An 18,463-nucleotide genomic window follows, 5' to 3' on the forward strand; every position below is an offset into this window, starting at 1 on the left:
GGGCCACGTCACCCATCTTGCCCGCCGGCGCGGTGAGGACGGCAAGGGGGCTTGCGCTTGCCTCATCCCGTGTATTAATCATGCAATACACACGGAGGGATCACCGATGTACGCTATCGCGATTGTCCTGCTCGGCGCGGCGCTCGCCGGCTGCTCGATCGGACAGGACGACGGGCCCGGCGTCGCGCCGAGCGGCAGCGGCCCGACGCGCAGCTTTGCGGTCGACGGCTTCACCAGGATCGATCTGACCGGCAGCGACAGGGTGGAGGTGCACGCCGGCAAGGCGTTCTCGGTCCGCGCCGAAGGAAAGCCGGAGGATCTCGACACCCTGCGCATCGCCCGGAACGACGACACGCTGGCGATCGGCCGCAAGCGGTCGTTCCGCTGGGGCCATAACAGCGAGGTCACCGTCTATGTGACGCTGCCGCGCTTTGCCGAGGCGCGCATCACCGGCTCTGGGACGATGGCGGTCGATCGCGTCGTCGGCGACAGCTTCACGGCGGATGTGAAGGGATCGGGCGATCTCAACATCGCCACGCTCACCGTCGACCGTGCCGATCTGTCGATCGCGGGGACGGGCGACATCCGCGCGGGCGGTGCGGTCAAGGTCCTGGCGGTCCGCATCGCCGGCACCGGTGACCTCGACGCCGCGGGGCTGCGCGCCGCGCACGCCGATGTTTCGGTCGCCGGCACCGGGGACGTCCGCGCGGCTGTCACGGGCACCGCGAAGGTGTCGCTGACCGGAACCGGCGATGTCGATCTCGGCGCGGCGGCGCGCTGTACGGTGGCGAACACCGGCACCGGCTCGGTCCGGTGCGGGCGCTAGGATCGACCTGGGGGCTTGTTGCCGGACGGAGAAGGAGTCGCGCGGCGCAGCGCTAAACCCTTGCTGCGGCAGGGAAGGGGTGCGACGTTCGCGGTCATGATCCGTCTGGCCGCGCTGCTTCTGCTTCTCCCTTCCGCAGCGATGGCGGAGGAACGCCGCGTCGCGCTCGGCAGCTTCGAGCGGGTGCGGATCAACGGCGCGTTCGAGGTGACGATCACCACCGGCTCGCCCGGCGCGACGGTGATCGGTGATCGCACCGTGATCGGCGACATCGACCTGCACACCGACGGCACGACGCTGATCGTGCGGCAGAGCAATGCCGGACGCTGGGGCGAACGGCGGCAGGGCGCGGCGACCGCGCCTGTGCGCATCCTGCTCGTCACGCCGCGGCTTTCCGGCATCATGATGGTCGGCGGCAGCACGATATCCGTGGCGCGGCTGGTCGGCACGCGCGTCGACCTGTCCGCCGCCGGCCCCGGCGCGATCCAGGTCGCCGCGGTGCAGGCCGACCAGCTCACCGCGCAACTCGCCGGCGACGGCAAGATCGGCCTGGCCGGTCGCGCGACGACGGCACGGTTGACCGCAAGCGGCGCGGGGATGATCGACGCCGCCGGGCTGGAGGCAGGCGATCTCAACGTGCATCTCGACGGCCCCGGCGCGGTGACCGCGCGGGCGCGCTATACCGCCTTGGTGGCGAGCAACGGACTGGGACGCGTGACGGTTTCCGGGCGTCCGAAATGCCGCGTCATCGCCGCGGCCGGTGCGCCGGTGACCTGCGGTACGGCGGAGTAGCGCGCCTCCGCCCCCAGCGGACCGGCGCGTCGTTCAGATCAGCGCCAGTTCCGCCAGCTTGCCGACCAGCGCCGGCGGCATCTGTGCCAGCCCGTCCGCGCCATCGCCGCCGAGATCGAGCGGCGCGTCGGCTGCTTCCAGATAGCGCCAGCCCTGATGCGCGCGCTTCGGCCGCGCCTGCACCAGCACCAGCACCGGATCGATGTGGATCGCGACGCGCCCGCCTTCGGCCTCGCCGAAGCCGAGGATCGCCGAGCGCGCGACCAGCTGGTGCTTGAGGATCCAGAACAGCGAGCCCCCCTCTTCCGCCTTGGGCCCGGCGACCTCCTCGTGGCGCTTGGGCAGGTAGCGGGTGGTGAGGAACACCGGCCCGTCGGCGGCGCGCACCGCAAGGCGTTCGGCGAGATGCTCGACACTGGTCGCGCCGAAGGCCACTTTCGTCAGGTGCAACATGGACGTGCGATGTGGGTCAGGCGTGCAGTCCCCACAAGGTCGCCAGACCCAGGAACGAGAAGAAGCCCATCGTGTCGGTCAAGGTGGTCACGAACACCGCGGAGGAGACGGCGGGGTCGATGTTCATCCGGTCGAGCGTCACCGGCACCAGCACGCCGCCCAGCCCTGCGGTGATGTTGTTGGTGAACATCGCGGTGGCGATGACCAGCGCGAGATCGGCCCGGCCGAAGATCAGGAAGGTGCCGATCCCGATCAGCACGCCCAATGCCGCGCCGTTCGCCGCCGCGATGCGCAGCTCGCGCATCACCATCCAGCGCGTATTGGAATCGGTCAGCTGGTTGGTGGCGATCGCGCGGACGACGACCGCGAGCGTCTGCGTGCCGGCATTGCCGCCCATCCCCGACACGATCGGCATCAGGATGGCGAGCGTGGCGAAACCGGCGATCGTGCTTTCGAACACGCCGACCACCGACGAGGCGATCATCGCGGTGCCGAGGTTGACGACCAGCCACATCAGCCGCGTCCGCACCGTCAGCCGGATCGGTTCGTTGATGTCGCCGTCGCCCGCGCCGGAGAGCAGCAGCGTATCCTCGCCGGCCTCTTCCTGGATGATGTGGACGATATCGTCGACGGTGATCATGCCGACCAGCCGGTTGGCCGAATCGACCACCGCGGCGCTGATCAGCGCATATTTCTGGAAGCGGAGCGCGACCTCTTCCTGGTCCATGTCGACCGGGATCAGCGTCTGTTCGCGCTTCATCACGTCGGCGATGGCGATATTGCCCGGCGTGCGCAGGATCCACGACAACTGGCAGGTGCCGACCGGGTGATGGCCGGCATCGACGACGAAGATCTCCCAGAAATCGGTGGTCAGTTCCTCATGGCCGCGCAGGAAGTCGATCGCGTCGCCGACCGTCCAGTGATCCGGCACCGCGATCAGCTCGCGCTGCATCAGGCGGCCGGCGGATTCCTCGGGATAGGACAGCGCCTCTTCGATCGCGGCGCGATCGTCGGGGTCGAGCGCGCGCAGCACTGCGCGCTGCTCCGCCTCGTCCATGTCCTCGATGATCGCGACGGCATCGTCGGTGTCGAGTTCGGAGGCGAGGTCGGCGACCTCGGTCGGCGTCAGCGCGTCGATCAGGTCCTCGCGGACGTAATCGTTCATCTCCGCGAAGACGTCGGCGTCGAGCAGGTCCTTCAGCGCCTTGGCGAGCGGACCGCGATCCTCGTGCGGGGTCAGCTCGAACAGATCGGCGATGTCGGCGGGGTGCAGCGGCTCGACCAGCGCGCGCGCCGCCTCGTCGTCACCCTCGGCGACCGCATCGAGCACCGCATCGACGAACTCGGGGCGCAGCCGGTCGTCCTCGTCGAGCTCGTCCTGCTCCGGCGCGGGCGCCTCGGGAAGTTCGGTCTCGCTCATCGCTGCCTCCTCCCGGCGTTGTTCGCTGGCGCTCTACCGCGCTGCGGCACGATTGGCCACCCTCGCGCATTTGCCTCGCGGCGCCAGCGATACTACCTGCATGTCAACCATAAGAGGACGAACCATGGCCGACACTTATTCTACCCTGACGCTGACGCTTGCCGACGGCGACGTCACGATCAAGCTGCGCCCCGATCTCGCGCCCAACCATGTCGCGCGCATCGCCGAGCTGGCGAACGAGGGCTTTTATGACGGTGTCGTGTTCCATCGCGTCATCCCCGGCTTCATGGCGCAGGGCGGCGATCCCACCGGCACCGGCACCAGCGGGTCGGACAAGCCGAACCTCAAGCAGGAATTCAGCAAGGAACCGCACGTGCGCGGCGTCTGCTCGATGGCGCGGACCAGCGATCCCAATTCGGCGAACAGCCAGTTCTTCATCGTCTTCGACGATGCCCGCTTCCTCGACAACCAGTACACCGTCTGGGGCGAAGTCACTGATGGCATGGAGCTGATCGACGCGCTGCCGAAGGGCGAGCCGCCCCGCGAGCCGGGCAAGATCGTCAAGGCGCGCGCCGAGTAACGATGCGACCGGGAGCTGGGGCGGATGCGGCGGATGGTCCGCGTCCGCCCCTGCGTCGCCGCTTTGCGGGGGACCGGGGAAGCGGGTGAAGGGGGAGGACGCGGGACGTCCGCTCCCTCACACCTCGCCCAGCGTCCGGATCAGCCAGTCGTGGAACATGCGCACCGGCCGCTGTTGCAGCGCCCTTGGGCGGCAGACGAACCAATAGCTGTACGGGCTTTCCACGACGATATCGAACAGCCGCACCAACCGCGGATCGCGCGCGTCCTGGAAATGGCTTTCGTGCATGAAGGCGACGCCGAGCCCCTGCGCCGCCGCCTCGAGCATCAGCGCACCCGAATCGAAATAGTCCACCGCCAGCGGTTCGATGCTCGGATCGATGTTCGCCGCCTCGCGCCAGGCGGTGAAATTGTCGGGCATTTCGCGGTGGATCAGGGCGGTGAGGCGGGAGAGCTGGTCCGGCCGGGTCACCGGGTCCGGTCCCTCCAGCAGGGTCCGCGCGCCGATCACATAGACCGAATTGCGGTCCAGCCGCTTGGCGTAGAGCGTCGGGTCGATCTCGCGCGACAGTGCGATCACCGCGTCCAGCCCTTCGCCGAGCCGCGCGATGCCATGACCGGCGGTATCGATGTCGAGATGCAGTTCGGGATGCGCGGCGCGCAATTCACCCAGCCGCGGAAACAGCCGCTGCGACGCGAACAGCGGCAGGATGCCGAGCCGCAGCCGCAGCACCTCGACCGTACCGGTCATCGCCTCCACCGCATCGGACAGGCTGTCGAGCACCGGCGCGATCTGGCCGAGCAGCCGTTCGCCGTCGGCGTTGAGCACCATCGCCTGATGCCGCCGCTCGAACAAAGGCCTGTCAATAAAGCGTTCTAGCGACTGGACGCGGCGGCTGAGCGCCGGTGCGGACAGCGCCAATTCGGTGGCCGCGGCCTTGACCGAGCCCAGTCGTGCCACCTGCACGAAGGCCTCGATCGCGCCAAGCGGCGGCAATCTGCGCATGACGATCCTCCCCTGCATCCGATCTTGACCCATCCCGCCAGCGAATGCAACTTCTGCAATCGTAATACATCTTTTCGCACTTGCAACATAAAGCTGCGACGGACAAAAGGGACGGGCCTTTCAGGCATCCTCTCCTAAAACTTTCACGGGCCGGCCCTTCGGGGCTGGCCCTTTTTTTGGTTCGGCGTCCGGGTGGCGCAGCCGGAACCGCCTCCCTATCTCGCACGCTCGACGCCCTTTCGAGGACCTGACTGCATGGCCGATAGCGATACCCCTCCCCGTAAGATCCAGGTGGCGAACAGCCGGCCGGAAGATTCCGGCCGTGGCCTTGCGCATATGCCGCGCAGCCTGATGGCGGCGCTGGGCGTGGGCGAAGGCGACGTGATCGAGATCGTCGGCAAACAGTCGACGCCGGCGCGCGCGGTCGGCCCCTATACCGAAGACGAAGGCATCGAGGTGCTGCGCATCGACGGCCTGCAGCGTGCCAATGCCGGCGTCGGCGCCGGCGATTTCGTCGAGGTGCGCAAGGTCGAATCCAAGCCGGCGACGCGCGTCGTCTTCGCCCCGGCGCAGGCCAATCTGCGTCTGCAGGGCCAGCCGCAGGCGCTCAAGCGCACCTTCTTCGGCCGTCCGCTGTGCCAGGGCGATGTCGTCGCGACCGCCGGGCATCAGCGCGTCGGCAACATGCCGCCGGGCATCCAGCAGTTCATGAATGCGCCCGCTTATGCCTTGCAGGAGATCCGCCTTGCGGTCGTCTCGGCGAGCCCGAAGGGCGTCGTCCATATCGACGAGAATACCGAGATCGAGCTGCGCCCCGAATATGAGGAGCCGACGCAGCGCCGCGCCGACGTGACCTATGACGATATCGGCGGCATGGCGACGACGATCGACCAGCTGCGCGAGATGGTCGAACTGCCGCTCCGCTATCCCGAATTGTTCGAACGGCTGGGTGTCGAGCCGCCCAAGGGGTTGTTGCTCTATGGCCCGCCGGGCACCGGCAAGACGCGCCTCGCCCGCGCGGTCGCCAATGAATCGGACGCCAGCTTCTTCCTGATCAACGGGCCGGAGATCATGGGCTCGGCCTACGGCGAGTCCGAAGGCCGGTTGCGCGAGATCTTCGAGGAGGCGGCCAAGTCGGCGCCCTCGATCGTCTTCATCGACGAGATCGACTCGATCGCGCCCAAGCGCGGCAACGTGCAGGGCGAGGCGGAGAAACGCGTCGTCGCGCAGCTGCTGACGCTGATGGACGGGCTCGAATCGCGCGCCAATCTCGTCGTCATCGCCGCGACCAACCGGCCCGAGGCGATCGACGAGGCATTGCGCCGGCCGGGCCGCTTCGATCGCGAGATCGTCGTCGGCGTGCCCGACGAGCGCGGCCGGCGCGAGATCCTGGGCATCCACACCCGCGGCATGCCGCTGGGCGAGAAGGTCGACCTCGCCGAGCTGGCGCGCACCACCTACGGCTTCGTCGGTGCCGACCTCGCCGCGCTGACCCGCGAAGCGGCGATCGAGGCGGTGCGGCGGATCATGCCCAAGCTCAACCTCGAGGAGCGCACCGTGCCGCCCGAGGTGCTCGATACCTTGTCGGTGACGCGCGAGGATTTCCTCGGCGCGTTGAAGCGGGTCCAGCCCTCCGCAATGCGCGAGGTGATGGTCGAGGCGCCGCGCGTGCGCTGGGAGGATGTCGGCGGGCTCGATGCTGCGCAGACCCGGCTCAAGGAGGGGGTCGAACTGCCGCTCAAGGACCCGGATGCGTTCCGGCGGCTCGGTATCCGGCCGGCCAAGGGCTTCCTGCTCTACGGCCCCCCCGGCACCGGCAAGACCTTGCTCGCCAAGGCGGTCGCGCGCGAGGCGGAGGCGAATTTCATCGCCACCAAATCGTCGGACCTGCTCAGCAAATGGTATGGCGAGAGCGAGCAGCAGATCACCCGCCTGTTCCAGCGCGCACGCCAGGTCGCGCCGTGCGTGATCTTCATCGACGAGCTCGACAGCCTGGTGCCGGCGCGTGGCTCGGGCGCGGGTGAGCCGCAGGTGACCGAACGCGTGGTCAATACGATCCTGGCGGAGATGGACGGGCTGGAGGAGTTGCAGTCGGTCGTCGTGATCGGCGCCACCAACCGGCCCAATCTGATCGATCCGGCGCTGCTGCGGCCGGGCCGGTTCGACGAGCTGGTCTATGTCGGCGTCCCCAACACCGAGGGGCGGCGGCGGATCCTGTCGATCCAGACGCAGAAGATGCCGCTGGCCGGCGATGTCGATCTCGACGTGGTCGCCAAGCGGACCGATCGCTTCACCGGTGCCGATCTGGAGGACGTGGTGCGCCGCGCCGGCCTGATCGCGCTGCGGCGCTCGCTGCAATCGACCGAGGTGACGATGGCCGACTTCGAGGAAGCGCTGACCGAATCGCGGGCGAGCGTCACGCCCGAGATGGAGAAGGATTACGAGCAGATCGCCTCGCGCCTGAAACAGGATGCGGCGGCGATCCAGCCGCTCGGCTTCATCTCGCCCGGCCAGTTGCAGAGCCGCGGCAGCAAGGCGGATTATTGACCTTCTTCCGTTCGCGCTGAGCCTGTCGAAGCGCCGCTCTCCCCGAGCGTCACGCCGGCGGGGGGGCTTCGACGGGCTGAGCCCGAACGGAGCGGCTAGCCGCGCTCCTTCAGGCTCACCCACGCATAGCCGAACAGCAGCACCAGCGCGGCCGCCGCCGTCAGATACGGCAGCGGCCGCGCCATCTCGTACAGCCCGACCCCGATCGACGGCCCGAGCACGAAGCTGGCGCCGTTGACGCTGGTCACCTTGCCCGCGACCGACCCTTGCGCCGCCGGTCCGACCGCAAGGCTCGCGCCCGCGGTGAACCCCGGACGGGTGAAGCCGAAGCCGAGGTTCGCCAGCGCATAGGCCGTCGCGATGCCGTACAGCGATGTCGCCACGCCGGTCAGCGCCACCCCGGCGGCGGCGAGCACCAGCCCGGTCAGCACCAGCCGCCGCGGGCTGAGGTTGAGCAGCGGGATCACGCCCCATTGCACGAGCAGCGCCGCGCCCGCGCCCATCATCAGCACGATGCCGGTCGGCTCCAGCGCCAGGCTCGGCGCGATCGCCAGCCGGTCGATGACCAGAAAGCCGATCGCCTGGCTGGTCATCGCCTGCGCATGACCCATCACCAGCCCGGCGATCATCCAGCCGCGCACGCGCCGGTCGAGATAGCCGACCCGCTCGGCATGCGGCTGCGTCGCGGCGGTGACGCTCGCCCCGGTCGGCGCGCCGCCGATCGAGGGATAGGCAGCCGAGGCGCCATGTTCGCGATGCCCCGTGCGCCGGTCGTCGGGCAGCAGCGCCCGCACCGCGATCCACACGCCGACGCCGAACAGCGCGAAGACGAAGGCCGGCCCGGCCAGCCCGATCTCGACCCCGCCGACGCTGCCCAGCAGCAGGTAGGGCGCGATCGCCGGGCCGAGGATGGTGCCGAGCCCGAAGGCGCTCGCCAGCAGCGTCAACGCGCGGGTGCGATCCTGCCGGCTGGTCTCGCCCGCAACGAGCGCCTGCACCGCCGGCGGCGCGGCCGAGCCGAAGGTCCCGTAGATCAGCCGCCCGCCGATGAAACAGCCGAACGCCGCGGTGCCGCCGATCCAGCCGTTGATCCCGGCCGCCAGGAACAGCCCGCACAGGCCGAGCGATACCGCAAAGCCGCCGACGCCGAGCAGGATCAGCGCGCGATGGCCATGCCGGTCCGACCGGTTCGCCCAGAAGGGCGCGGCGATCACCCACAGCAGGGCCGAGACGGAGAAGGCGGCCGCGACCGCACGGTCGGCGACGCCGAGCGAGCGGCCGAGCGCCGGCAGGATCGACTGCAACGCGGTATTGCCCGCCGCGATGGTCAGCATGACGAGGAACAGCAGCGCGAAATGCGGATCGATCGTTCTTTGATCGCCCCTCACGCGCGCGTCCAGGCATAGGCCCGCGTCGTCGTCGTCACGGCGACGCGATACCAGTCGTACCAGGTCGCGCGGCCGCGGTCGCGGATCGCGACATGGTCGGGGTGGTCGCGCCACGCCTGTGCGCTCGCCGTGTCCGCCCAATAGCTGATCGTGATGCCGATGCCGGCGGCATCGCGCACGCTGTCGACGCCGCGATAGCCCGGCTGCGCCGCGGCCAGGGCGTCCATCGCGGCCGCGGCGGCATCGTAGCCGTCCGGATCGACGCCGTTGCGCTGCGAAACGAAGATCACCGCCACCTCGCCTTCGGTCTTCCGCTGCATAGCCGCTTGCCCTCCATGCCGACGTGCGTCGCACCCGTCCTACGCCGCGGCGCGCATGGAGCAAGCGGGGCCGTGCTGCGATGAACCGCGATGCCAAACGCAACCCTGCGTCTTGAAACGCGTTCGGGAAACGTGGCACGGGGTGTCACCCGCGTGTCGACGCGGGCCGATCACGAGAACGACAGGAACACGATGCCCAGTCCGACCACCGCCGCCCGGCGCAATTCCCGTCCTGCCGGCGTGCCGAGTCCGGTCGCGATGTTCTTCCAGGGGTTCCTCAAGCATCCGGTGATGGTCGGCTCGATCATCCCGTCGTCGGACAAGCTGATCCGCAAGATGCTCGGCCCGGTCGACTGGAACGCCTGCAAGCTGTTCGTCGAATACGGCCCCGGCGTCGGCACCTTCTGCCGCCCGATCCTCGAGCGGATGGCACCGGACGCGACGCTGATCGCGATCGACACCAATGCCGATTTCATCCGCTACCTGGATCACACCATCACCGATTCGCGCTTCGTAGCAGTCGAGGGGTCGGCAGCGGACGTCGAGCAGATCGTCCGCGATCACGGCCACGACCACGCCGATTACGTGCTGTCGGGCCTGCCCTTCTCGACTTTGCCCGCCGGGGTCGGCCCGGCGATCGCGTCGGCGACGCATCGCGTGCTGCGCACCGGCGGCGCGTTCCTGGTCTATCAGTTCTCGCCGAAGGTGAAGGATTTCCTCACCCCGCATTTCGATTCGATCGATCACGACATGGAATGGTGGAACGTGCCGCCCGCCCAGCTCTATTGGGCATGGAAGGATTGATCGTAAATCCAACGCTTAGAGAAATTTAGATGCGTTTTCGGTTTCGAATCCGCTTCCATTTTATACGAGGTTAAGGTACCCGTCCGTAATGGACGCACCCAAGCTCTCGTCTGCGCTGTTCCTGCACGATTCGGCGATCCGTCGCGGCATGGAATTGATGATCTTCGCCCAGTCCCGGTTCGTCCGCAGCGCGGACGAAAAGCTCGCCGAAATCGGCCTGGGACGGGCGCATCATCGCGCAATGTACCTCATCGGCCGTAAGCCCGACATCACGGTCGGCGAACTGCTCATGCTGCTTGGCGTCACCAAACAGTCGCTCGGTCGGGTGATGAAGGATCTGGTCGACCGCGATCTCGTCAAGATGCGGCACGGCGACCTCGACCGCCGCCACCGCCTGCTGCGGCTGACCGACAGCGGCGAGGTGCTGGAACAGGCGCTGTACGAAGAGCAGCGCGACAAGATGGCACGCGCCTATTCGCATGCGGGGCAGGACGCGGTCGCGGGCTATTGGTCGGTGCTCGAGGCGCTGATCCCAGACGCGGCGCGGGTGCACGTCGACGCGCTGGGGCGTTGACACCGGGGGGCTTCGACAAGCCCCGCCCTATTCGTCGATGCCGAAATTGAGGCCGCGCGATACGCCGGGATCGACCACCGCGATCATCAGATAGGCGAAGAACTGGCGGATGCGCTGCACCGGCCCGGTATGCGCCTTGTACCATGCCTTGGTGATCGGCTGCGAGCGCGCGATCTCGCCCTCGACATAGCTGCGGACGTGATCGGCAAAGGCGCGGTCCTCGACGCGGAACATCAATTCCATGTTGATGAACAGGCTGCGCATATCGAAATTGGCCGAGCCGATGTGCACCGCATCGTCGATCACGTACAATTTGGTGTGCAGCTTGGTCGGCTGATATTCGTACAATTCCACGCCCTTGCGCAGCAGGCCGGCATAGGTGAAGCGCGCCGCGGCGATCGTCGCGGCATTGTCGGACTTGGCGGCGGTGACGATCCGCACCTTGGCCTTGCGCCGCCCCGCCTTGTCGAGCCGGCGCAGGATGGTGGGCGAGGGGGTGAAATAGGCGGCGATGATGTCGATCCGCCTGCCGCGGCGCAGGTCGTCGCGCACCGCGCGCGCCCAGGGTGACAGCCGCCGCGTCGGGCCGCCGATCAGCCAGCGGGTCAGCCCACGCGCCTCGCTCCACCGCGACAGCGCCTTGTTGAGGTGGCGTACCTTGCCCTTGGGCGCGCGCACCCACGCGTGCAGCGCGTCGAAATAGCCGGCCAGCCGCCCCGCCGCCGGTCCCTCGACCAACAGGCCCAGGTCGCGCCACGCCGCTTCGGCCGGGGTGCCGAAATAATCGTCCTCGACGTTGAAGCCCCCAATGATGATGCGCTGGCGGTCGCTGCCGGCATCGGCGAGCGCCAGTTTCTGGTGGTTGCGCAGCAGATAGCGGCGGCCGAACCGCGGCGAGAAGCGGCACACCGACACGCCCGCCTCGCGCAGCGGTGCGTAGAAGCTTTCGTCGGTCTCGCTGCCGAAGCCGTCGACGATCAGCGCGGTGGCGACGCCGCGTGCCGCCGCGGCGATCAGCGCGGCGTTGACGCGCCGGCCGGTCGCGTCGTCCGCATAGATATAATAGAGGATGCGCAGGTCGCTTTGCGCCCCGTCGATCAGCGTCAGCAGCGCGTCGAGCCGCCGCGGCCCGGTGTCGAGCAGCGTCAACCGGTTGCCGTCGACGGTGAACGTCGGCTGGGGGGCGGGGGCGGCCATCGCCGTGTGTGTGGCGACTGCGCCGCCGCGGCACAAGCGCAGCCGCGCTTTTCTTGACTTTGCGGGCATAGGGGCCTAGTGCCCCGCCTTCACTGCATCGGTATTTGCGAAGGAAAGCGTCCATGGCGCGCGTCACTGTCGAGGATTGCGTCGACAAGATCCCCAACCGCTTCGATCTGGTCCTGTTCGCCGCGCAGCGCGCGCGACAGATCTCGGGCGGCGCAGAGCTGCTGCTCGATCGCGATCGCGACAAGAACCCGGTCGTCGCGCTGCGCGAGATCGCCGACGAGCTGGTCCGTCCGGACAATCTCGAAGAGGCGGTGATCAACAGCCTGCAGCGTGTCCAGATCGACGACGACGACGAAGTCGATGCGGTCGGCTCGCTGTCGGCCTCGGCCGAGGCGCTCCGCCTGACGGCCGCCGCGCCGCCGCGGAACCAGAATCTCGGCGCCGATTACGACGGGTGAGGGATCGGTCAGCGGATTAGCCTGCTAATCCGCGTCCCGGACCGATCCCTGGCCAGCGGGCGGCTGGCCCGACTGACGACGCGGCTTTGCCGCGTCGTTTGCGTTTGGGGGCATGGGCGTCCTCCCACCCGTCATCCCCGCGGAGGCGGGGATCCATAAACGCTGACGTCCATGACTGGAGCCGCGGGACCCGCAGGTATGGATTCCCGCCTGCGCGGGAATGACAATTTTGGGAGGGAGGAACGCGGCCCCACCCCTTCGTCATCCCGGCGAAAGCCGGGACCCATGGTCACGGTGTCGCGGGAGATCCGTGCACCATCAGCCGCCCGCATCCATGGGTCCCGGCTTTCGCCGGGATGACGAGGGTGGGGGCAGGGATGGCGTTGGCCCCCGCCGCAACAAAGCCGCGTCGTGAGTCGTCGCGTGCCGCGACGCTGGCCGAGCAGGTCAGCGGACCCGCTGCGCTACTCCGCTGACCTGCCCTTGAATCCCTGCGCCACCACGAACCATTCGACCGAGCCCTTGCGGCTCGACGGCGGCTTGGCGTGCTTCACCGTGGCGAAGTTGCGCTTCATCTCGGCGACCAATTGCTGGTCCGCGCCGCCGGCGAACACCTTCGACACGAACGTGCCGCCCTTCTCCAGCACCTCGACCGCGAAGGCCAGGGCGGTCTCGACCAGCGCCATCGTGCGCAGCGCATCGGTCTGCGGGTGGCCGACCGTGTTCGCCGCCATGTCCGACAGCACCAGGTCGGGCGCGCCGCCCAGCGCCTCGATCAATTTGCCCGGCGCGGCATCGTCCATGAAGTCCATCTCGAAGATCGTCACGCCGTCGATCGGATCGACCGGCAACAGGTCGATGCCGACCACCGACGCCTTGGGCAGGCGGCGCTTGATCACCTGGCTCCAGCCGCCCGGCGCGATGCCGAGATCGACGACGCGCTTCGACCCGCGGATGATCCCGAACCGCTCGTCGAGCTCGATCAGCTTGTAGGCGGCGCGGCTGCGATAGCCCTCCGCCTTGGCGCGTTTGACATAGGGATCGTTGAGCTGGCGTTCGAGCCAGCGCGTCGACTGCGCGGTGCGTCCGCGTGCCGTCTTCACCCGCGTGCGCAGGCCGCCACCATCACGGCTCAAGGGATATTCCTCTTCACGGTCGGGGACTCCCCATCAAACGTCGCAAAATGCCCTCGCGGATGCCGCGATCGGCGATGCCGAGCCGTTCGGCCGGCCAGAGATCGAGGATCGTCTCGAGGATCGCGCAGCCGGCGACGACCAGATCGGCGCGCTCCGATCCGATACAGGCGAGCTGCGCGCGTTCGCGCACCGACTTGCGCGACAGGTCCGCGCTGATCCGCCGCATCGCATCGGCGGGCACGATCAGTCCGTCGACCTGCGCACGGTCGTAATGGCTGAGCCCGAGATGGACGCTGCCGAGCGTCGTCACCGTGCCGCTGGTGCCGAGCAGCCGCGGCCGCGCCACCTTCCTGGGCAGGCGCGCGGCGAAGCCGGCGAAGCTCTCCGCGACGATGCTGCGCATCCGCTCGTACGCCGCGAGCCGGCCGCTCTCGCCCTCGCCGCCACCGGCATGTTCGGTCAGCGACACCACGCCCCACGGCGCCGAATGCCAGTCGAGCACGCGCGGCATCGCGCCCGGCTTGGTGTCGATCAGCACCAGTTCGGTCGAGCCGCCGCCGATGTCGAAGATCAGCGCCGGATCGTCGCCCGGCTCGATCAGCGCATGGCAGCCGAGCACGGCGAGCCGCGCCTCCTCCTCCGCCGAGATGATGTCGAGGTGGATGCCGGTCTCGGAATAGGCGCGGGCGATGAAGTCGGTGCCGTTGGCGGCGCGCCGGCACGCCTCGGTCGCCACCGAGCGCGCGAGCGTGACGTTGCGGCGCTTCAGCTTGTCGGCGCAGACGCGCAGCGCCGCGATGGTCCGCTCGATCGCGGTATCGCTCAGCCGCCCGGTCGCGGCCAGGCCTTCGCCGAGTCGCACGATTCGCGAGAAGGCATCGACCACCGCGAACCCGTCGCCCTGCGGGCGCGCGATCAGCAGGCGGCAATTGTTGGTGCCGAGATCCAATGCGGCAAAGGCCTGCGCATCGGACCAGCGGCCGCGAGGCGGCCGGCTCGGCGCCGGACGGGCAGGGGAGTCCTGCCGGTACGGCATTCGGGCGGATCGATCCCCCATAGCCGTGGTGACTTTCTATTTTGTACTGCCGTCGCGGGACGATACCCACTCGGTGCTTGCCCCCTAGGTAGCGTGGCGCGGGGCTTGCGACAAGCGGAGGCGCGTTTGCCGTTGACAGCCCTGCACCCGCACCCTAGATGCGCCGCCTGCGATTGCCCGATCCTCTAATGGTAAGAGAGCGGACTCTGACTCCGTCAATCAAGGTTCGAATCCTTGTCGGGCATCCAGTTTTCATCGCCGCACGGGCGATTTCTTGTCACCGCTGAACCCGGATGTCGTGCTCGGCATCGACGCTGCCTGGACCGCGACGCGGCCGAGCGGGGTGGCGCTTGCCGTGCGGCGGGCGGGACGGTGGACGCTGCGCGCGGTCGTGCCGTCCTATGGGCATTTCCTGGCGCTCGCGCGCGGCGAGGCGCTGGACGGCGCGCCGATGGGAGCGGTGCCGGACGTGGTGGCGCTGCTCGATGCGGCGCAGAAGCTGGCGGGAACGCCCGTCGGGCTGGTCGCGATCGACATGCCGCTGGCGCACACACCGATCGTCGCACGGCGGCCGTCAGATAATGCGATCGCGCGGGCGTTCGGGGCGTGGCATTGCGCCACCCATTCGCCGAGCGCCGACCGGCCGGGGGTGCTGAGCGATGCGTTGCGCGCGGGCTTCGCCGCCGCCGGCTATCCGTTGCGGACCCGCGACGCGACCGCCGGCGGGCTGATCGAGGTCTATCCGCATCCGGCGCTGGTGCGTCTCGCCGGCGCTACGCGGCGCCTGCCGTACAAGGCGGGCAACAGCGCCAGATATTGGCCGGGCGAATCGCTCGCGGTGCGCCGCGGCCGGCTGCATGCCGAGTGGCGGCGGATCGCGGCGCTGCTCGCGACGCGGTTCGCGGGGCTGGCCGATCATCTGCCGCCGCTGGCGCAAGACGCCAGCGGCGCGGCGGCCAAGGCGCATGAGGACATGCTCGACGCGATCGTCTGCGCCTGGGTCGGTGTCACCGCCCTCGACGGCGCGGCGGACGCCTATGGCGATGAGGAGTCGGCGATCTGGGTGCCGCGCGCGCTGCCGGGAACCGGGGCAGGCACGACCGGTTGAAGCGGGCATGCCGACGCTCGACCCCCGCTCCACCGCCCTCATCCTCATCGACCTGCAAGACGGCATCGTTGCCGGCGACAAGGGGCCGCATAGCGCCAAGTCGGTCGTCGCCGCGGGCAAGGCGCTCGCCGGGCGCTTCCGCGCGCAGGGCGCGCCGGTGGTCCTGGTCCATGTCGGCTTCACGCCCGAGACGATGCCGAGCCGCACCGTCGACGACCCGCGCCTGCCCGCCGAGGGCACGCCGCCCGCATTCAGTACGCTGGTCGAGGGATTGCGGCAGGACGGCGACATCGTCGTGCTCAAACATCATTGGGGCGCCTTCACCGGCACCGACCTCGACCTCCAGCTGCGTCGCCGCGGCGTGAAGACGGTGGTGATCGCCGGCATCGCGACCAATTTCGGCGTCGAATCGACCGCGCGATCCGCCTGGGAGCTGTCGTACGACGTGGTGATCGTCGAGGATGCGTGCACCTCGCGCTCGGCCGAGCTGCACGACTTCGCAATCCGCCACATCCTGCCGCAGATCGCGCGGGTGGTCAGCGTGGAGGCGGTAACGCTGGGGTGACGGAGTGGGTGGGCTGACGGTCTGAACCTCACCCCGCTTCCGCGATCAGCCTGGCGGCGGCGGCGCTGTTCCAGTCGTTGCCGCCGTTCCAGCGCCACACTTCCTTGCCGGCCGAATCGAACAGGATCGTCGTCGGCAGGTTCGCGCTCCAGCCGGTCGACAGCGCCATTGTGTCGTCGAGATAGGGCGTCAGCGTCGGCGCGCCGTGGTCCTTGAGGAACGCCGGCACCGTCGCCGCCGCACCCGTGTCCTGGCTGATCGCGGCGACGCGCACCTTGCCGCTCTTCGCCAGCGCCTCGAGCGTCGGCAGTTCGGCGACGCACGGCCCGCACCATGTCGCCCAGAGGTTTACGAGCACCGGCTTGCCCTTGAACGCCGCCAGCGTCGTCGGCTTGCCGGCGGCATCCTTGAACGTCGTGGTGGGCGCGGCCTCGCCCTTGTGGCTGCGATCGACGCCGATCTGCGCGGTCGCGCCCGCGCCCGTCGCCTCGTCCGGAGAGGGCGCGGTCGCGTTTGCTTGCGCGTTTGCTTGCTCAGGGGGCGGGCTTTGCCTATCGCAGCCCGCGGCGGTGAGCGCCAGGAGACAGACGATCGCGACGCGCGCGGAAGAGGCCAAGAGCATGAGCGGTTCCAATTCGATGTGGGGCGGCAGGTTCGCCGAGGGCCCGGCGGCGGTGATGCGTGAGATTAACGCATCGATCCCGTTCGACAAGCGGATGTGGCGACAGGATATCGCCGGATCCAAGGCGCATGTCGCGATGCTCGCGCAGCAGGGCATCGTCTCGGCGGACGATGCCGCGACGATCGACGCCGGGCTCGACACCGTCGCCGCCGATTATGCGGCGAACGGCGTGCCGGAGGATCTGGCGCTCGAAGACATCCATATGCTGACCGAGGCGAAGCTGGCGCAGGCGATCGGCCCGGTTGCCGGCCGGCTGCACACCGCACGCTCGCGCAACGACCAGGTCGCGACCGATTTCCGCCTGTGGGTGCGCGATGCGATCGACCAGGTGCTCGCCGCGCTCGACGCGCTGACGCAGGCGCTGCTGACGCGTGCGGAGGAGCATGCCGATGCGGTGATGCCCGGCTTCACCCATCTGCAATCGGCGCAGCCGGTGACGCTCGGCCATCATCTGATGGCCTATGTCGAGATGGTCGCGCGCGACATCTCGCGCTTCCGCGACGCGCGGGCACGGATGAACCTGTGCCCATTGGGTTCGGCGGCGCTGGCGGGGACGAGCTTCCCACTCGACCGGCAGATGACCGCGGCGGCGCTCGGCTTCGACGGGCCGACGCGCAACAGCCTCGATGCGGTCAGCGACCGCGACTTCGCGCTCGATTACCTGACCGCGGCGACGCAGACCGCGCTGCACCTGTCGCGGCTCGCCGAGGAATTCGTGCTGTGGGCGTCGCAGCCGTTCGGCTTCGTCGCGCTGTCCGATCAATGGTCGACCGGCAGCTCGATCATGCCGCAGAAGCGCAACCCCGACGCCGCCGAGCTGGTGCGCGGCCATGCCGGGCGCATCCTCGGCTGCCAGACCGCGCTGATGGTGACGATGAAGGGCCTGCCGCTCGCCTATTCCAAGGACATGCAGGACGACAAGCCGCCGGTGTTCGAGGCGCACGACCTGCTCGGCCTGTCGATCGCGGCGATGACCGGCATGATCGAGAGCGCGACCTTCCGCACCGACCGGATGCGCGGCCTCGCCGAGAGCGGCTTCGCCACCGCGACCGATTTCGCCGACTGGCTGGTGCGCGAGGCGGGGCTGCCGTTCCGCGAGGCGCATCACGTCACCGGCCGCGCGGTCAAGCGCGCCGAGGAGCTGGGCGTGCGGCTCGACGAACTGCCCTATGCCGAATTCCAGGCGATCGACGCGCGGGTGAACGAGAGCCTGTACGACGTGCTGTCGGTCGATGCCTCGGTCGCCAGCCGGACCAGCTTCGGCGGCACCGCCCCCGCCAATGTGCGCGCCGCGATCCGCGCCGCGCGGGAGAGCCTGCGATGAAATGCCTGATTCCCGTCGCCCTGCTGCTGGCGCTCGCCGGCTGCGGCGCCGCCAAGGAACTGCAGCCGGCGCCGGGCGCGTCGCTGCCGGTCGCGCCTTATGGCGCCAAGGCGACGCCGACCCCGGCGCAATTGCTCACCCCGACGACGCAGCAGCGGCCGCAGCGCAGCGACGAACTGCTGCGCAATTCCGAACAGCGGCGCAGCGACGATTTCGACCTGCCCCCCAATTGATACGGC

20 protein-coding genes and 1 tRNA gene are annotated in these 18,463 nt (G+C 69.0%); 12 read left to right on the forward strand and 9 right to left on the reverse strand.

Annotation, left to right across the window (positions count from 1 at the left end):
* The first annotated feature begins 106 nt into the window (after nucleotides 1-106).
* Both HD841_RS02125 and HD841_RS02130 read left to right on the forward strand, forming a co-directional pair.
* Nucleotides 107-826 (forward strand): head GIN domain-containing protein, encoded by a 720-nt coding sequence (locus HD841_RS02125; RefSeq protein ID WP_179507230.1) that lies wholly within the window; start codon nucleotides 107-109, stop codon nucleotides 824-826.
* Between the two features lie 96 nt (nucleotides 827-922).
* A complete protein-coding gene (locus HD841_RS02130; RefSeq protein WP_179507231.1) occupies nucleotides 923-1,618 on the forward strand; it encodes a GIN domain-containing protein in 696 nt (231 codons plus the stop codon).
* 33 nt (nucleotides 1,619-1,651) lie between these two features.
* Here the strand turns inward: HD841_RS02130 and HD841_RS02135 are convergent, their stop codons facing one another.
* Together HD841_RS02135 and mgtE are read right to left on the reverse strand one after the other, a co-directional pair.
* Nucleotides 1,652-2,071 (reverse strand): DUF1489 family protein, encoded by a 420-nt coding sequence (locus tag HD841_RS02135; protein ID WP_179507232.1) that lies wholly within the window; start codon nucleotides 2,069-2,071, stop codon nucleotides 1,652-1,654.
* Between the two features lie 16 nt (nucleotides 2,072-2,087).
* A complete protein-coding gene (gene mgtE, locus HD841_RS02140) occupies nucleotides 2,088-3,491 on the reverse strand; it encodes a magnesium transporter (RefSeq protein ID WP_179507233.1) in 1,404 nt (467 codons plus the stop codon).
* 124 nt (nucleotides 3,492-3,615) lie between these two features.
* Between mgtE and HD841_RS02145 the strand changes: the two genes are divergently transcribed.
* Nucleotides 3,616-4,071, forward strand: a complete 456-nt coding sequence (locus tag HD841_RS02145; RefSeq protein WP_179507234.1) for a peptidylprolyl isomerase — start codon at nucleotides 3,616-3,618, stop codon at nucleotides 4,069-4,071.
* Between the two features lie 117 nt (nucleotides 4,072-4,188).
* On the opposite strand, the gene HD841_RS02150 is transcribed toward HD841_RS02145, so the two are convergent.
* The gene (locus HD841_RS02150) at nucleotides 4,189-5,076 is read right to left on the reverse strand and encodes a LysR substrate-binding domain-containing protein (RefSeq protein WP_179507235.1); all 888 of its coding nucleotides are present in this window, start codon (nucleotides 5,074-5,076) and stop codon (nucleotides 4,189-4,191) included.
* A gap of 255 nt (nucleotides 5,077-5,331) precedes the next feature.
* Here HD841_RS02150 and HD841_RS02155 point away from each other — a divergent pair, with 255 nt between their 5' ends.
* On the forward strand, nucleotides 5,332-7,623 hold the full coding sequence (locus HD841_RS02155) for a CDC48 family AAA ATPase (protein WP_179507236.1): 2,292 nt from the start codon (nucleotides 5,332-5,334) through the stop codon (nucleotides 7,621-7,623).
* Nucleotides 7,624-7,718: 95 nt separating this feature from the next.
* On the opposite strand, the gene HD841_RS02160 is transcribed toward HD841_RS02155, so the two are convergent.
* A complete protein-coding gene (locus tag HD841_RS02160; protein ID WP_179508061.1) occupies nucleotides 7,719-8,957 on the reverse strand; it encodes an MFS transporter in 1,239 nt (412 codons plus the stop codon).
* Between the two features lie 50 nt (nucleotides 8,958-9,007).
* Nucleotides 9,008-9,331 carry an antibiotic biosynthesis monooxygenase family protein gene (locus HD841_RS02165; protein WP_179507237.1) on the reverse strand — a complete coding sequence of 108 codons (324 nt, stop codon included), beginning with the start codon at nucleotides 9,329-9,331 and terminating at the stop codon, nucleotides 9,008-9,010.
* 192 nt (nucleotides 9,332-9,523) lie between these two features.
* Here HD841_RS02165 and HD841_RS02170 point away from each other — a divergent pair, with 192 nt between their 5' ends.
* Both HD841_RS02170 and HD841_RS02175 read left to right on the forward strand, forming a co-directional pair.
* Nucleotides 9,524-10,135 carry a class I SAM-dependent methyltransferase gene (locus HD841_RS02170; protein ID WP_179507238.1) on the forward strand — a complete coding sequence of 204 codons (612 nt, stop codon included), beginning with the start codon at nucleotides 9,524-9,526 and terminating at the stop codon, nucleotides 10,133-10,135.
* Nucleotides 10,136-10,223: 88 nt separating this feature from the next.
* Nucleotides 10,224-10,709 carry a MarR family winged helix-turn-helix transcriptional regulator gene (locus HD841_RS02175; RefSeq protein WP_179507239.1) on the forward strand — a complete coding sequence of 162 codons (486 nt, stop codon included), beginning with the start codon at nucleotides 10,224-10,226 and terminating at the stop codon, nucleotides 10,707-10,709.
* Nucleotides 10,710-10,736: 27 nt separating this feature from the next.
* Here HD841_RS02175 and HD841_RS02180 read toward each other — a convergent pair whose 3' ends face one another.
* Nucleotides 10,737-11,906, reverse strand: a complete 1,170-nt coding sequence (locus tag HD841_RS02180; RefSeq protein ID WP_179507240.1) for a phospholipase D-like domain-containing protein — start codon at nucleotides 11,904-11,906, stop codon at nucleotides 10,737-10,739.
* Nucleotides 11,907-12,028: 122 nt separating this feature from the next.
* On the opposite strand from HD841_RS02180, the gene rpoZ reads away from it, so the two are divergent.
* Nucleotides 12,029-12,373, forward strand: a complete 345-nt coding sequence (gene rpoZ / locus HD841_RS02185) for a DNA-directed RNA polymerase subunit omega (protein WP_038664062.1) — start codon at nucleotides 12,029-12,031, stop codon at nucleotides 12,371-12,373.
* Nucleotides 12,374-12,837: 464 nt separating this feature from the next.
* Here rpoZ and HD841_RS02190 read toward each other — a convergent pair whose 3' ends face one another.
* Both HD841_RS02190 and HD841_RS02195 read right to left on the reverse strand, forming a co-directional pair.
* A complete protein-coding gene (locus tag HD841_RS02190) occupies nucleotides 12,838-13,509 on the reverse strand; it encodes an RlmE family RNA methyltransferase (protein ID WP_179507241.1) in 672 nt (223 codons plus the stop codon).
* Nucleotides 13,510-13,522: 13 nt separating this feature from the next.
* Complete coding sequence (locus HD841_RS02195) at nucleotides 13,523-14,545, reverse strand: Ppx/GppA phosphatase family protein (RefSeq protein WP_179507242.1); 1,023 nt, start codon at nucleotides 14,543-14,545, stop codon at nucleotides 13,523-13,525.
* A 174-nt stretch (nucleotides 14,546-14,719) separates the two neighbouring features.
* Between HD841_RS02195 and HD841_RS02200 the strand changes: the two genes are divergently transcribed.
* The 3 genes from HD841_RS02200 to HD841_RS02210 all read left to right on the forward strand — a co-directional run bounded on the left by HD841_RS02200 (nucleotide 14,720) and on the right by HD841_RS02210 (nucleotide 16,218).
* Nucleotides 14,720-14,793, forward strand: a tRNA-Gln gene (locus HD841_RS02200).
* Nucleotides 14,794-14,819: 26 nt separating this feature from the next.
* A complete protein-coding gene (locus HD841_RS02205) occupies nucleotides 14,820-15,653 on the forward strand; it encodes a DUF429 domain-containing protein (RefSeq protein ID WP_257015175.1) in 834 nt (277 codons plus the stop codon).
* A 7-nt stretch (nucleotides 15,654-15,660) separates the two neighbouring features.
* Entirely contained in the window at nucleotides 15,661-16,218 is a 558-nt protein-coding gene (locus HD841_RS02210; protein WP_179507243.1) for a hydrolase, read from the forward strand.
* Between the two features lie 28 nt (nucleotides 16,219-16,246).
* Here HD841_RS02210 and HD841_RS02215 read toward each other — a convergent pair whose 3' ends face one another.
* Nucleotides 16,247-16,840, reverse strand: coding sequence for a TlpA family protein disulfide reductase (locus HD841_RS02215; RefSeq protein ID WP_179507244.1), 594 nt, complete (start codon nucleotides 16,838-16,840; stop codon nucleotides 16,247-16,249).
* Nucleotides 16,841-16,856: 16 nt separating this feature from the next.
* On the opposite strand from HD841_RS02215, the gene argH reads away from it, so the two are divergent.
* Together argH and HD841_RS02225 are read left to right on the forward strand one after the other, a co-directional pair.
* Nucleotides 16,857-18,224 (forward strand): argininosuccinate lyase, encoded by a 1,368-nt coding sequence (argH, locus tag HD841_RS02220; RefSeq protein WP_179508063.1) that lies wholly within the window; start codon nucleotides 16,857-16,859, stop codon nucleotides 18,222-18,224.
* Nucleotides 18,221-18,457: a hypothetical protein gene (locus HD841_RS02225; protein WP_179507245.1), complete on the forward strand. Its 237-nt coding sequence runs from the start codon at nucleotides 18,221-18,223 to the stop codon at nucleotides 18,455-18,457. Before argH ends, HD841_RS02225 begins: the two co-directional genes overlap by 4 nt.
* Nucleotides 18,458-18,463 lie beyond the last annotated feature (6 nt).

This window comes from Sphingomonas melonis, assembly GCF_013409985.1.
Lineage (GTDB): Bacteria > Pseudomonadota > Alphaproteobacteria > Sphingomonadales > Sphingomonadaceae > Sphingomonas > Sphingomonas melonis_A.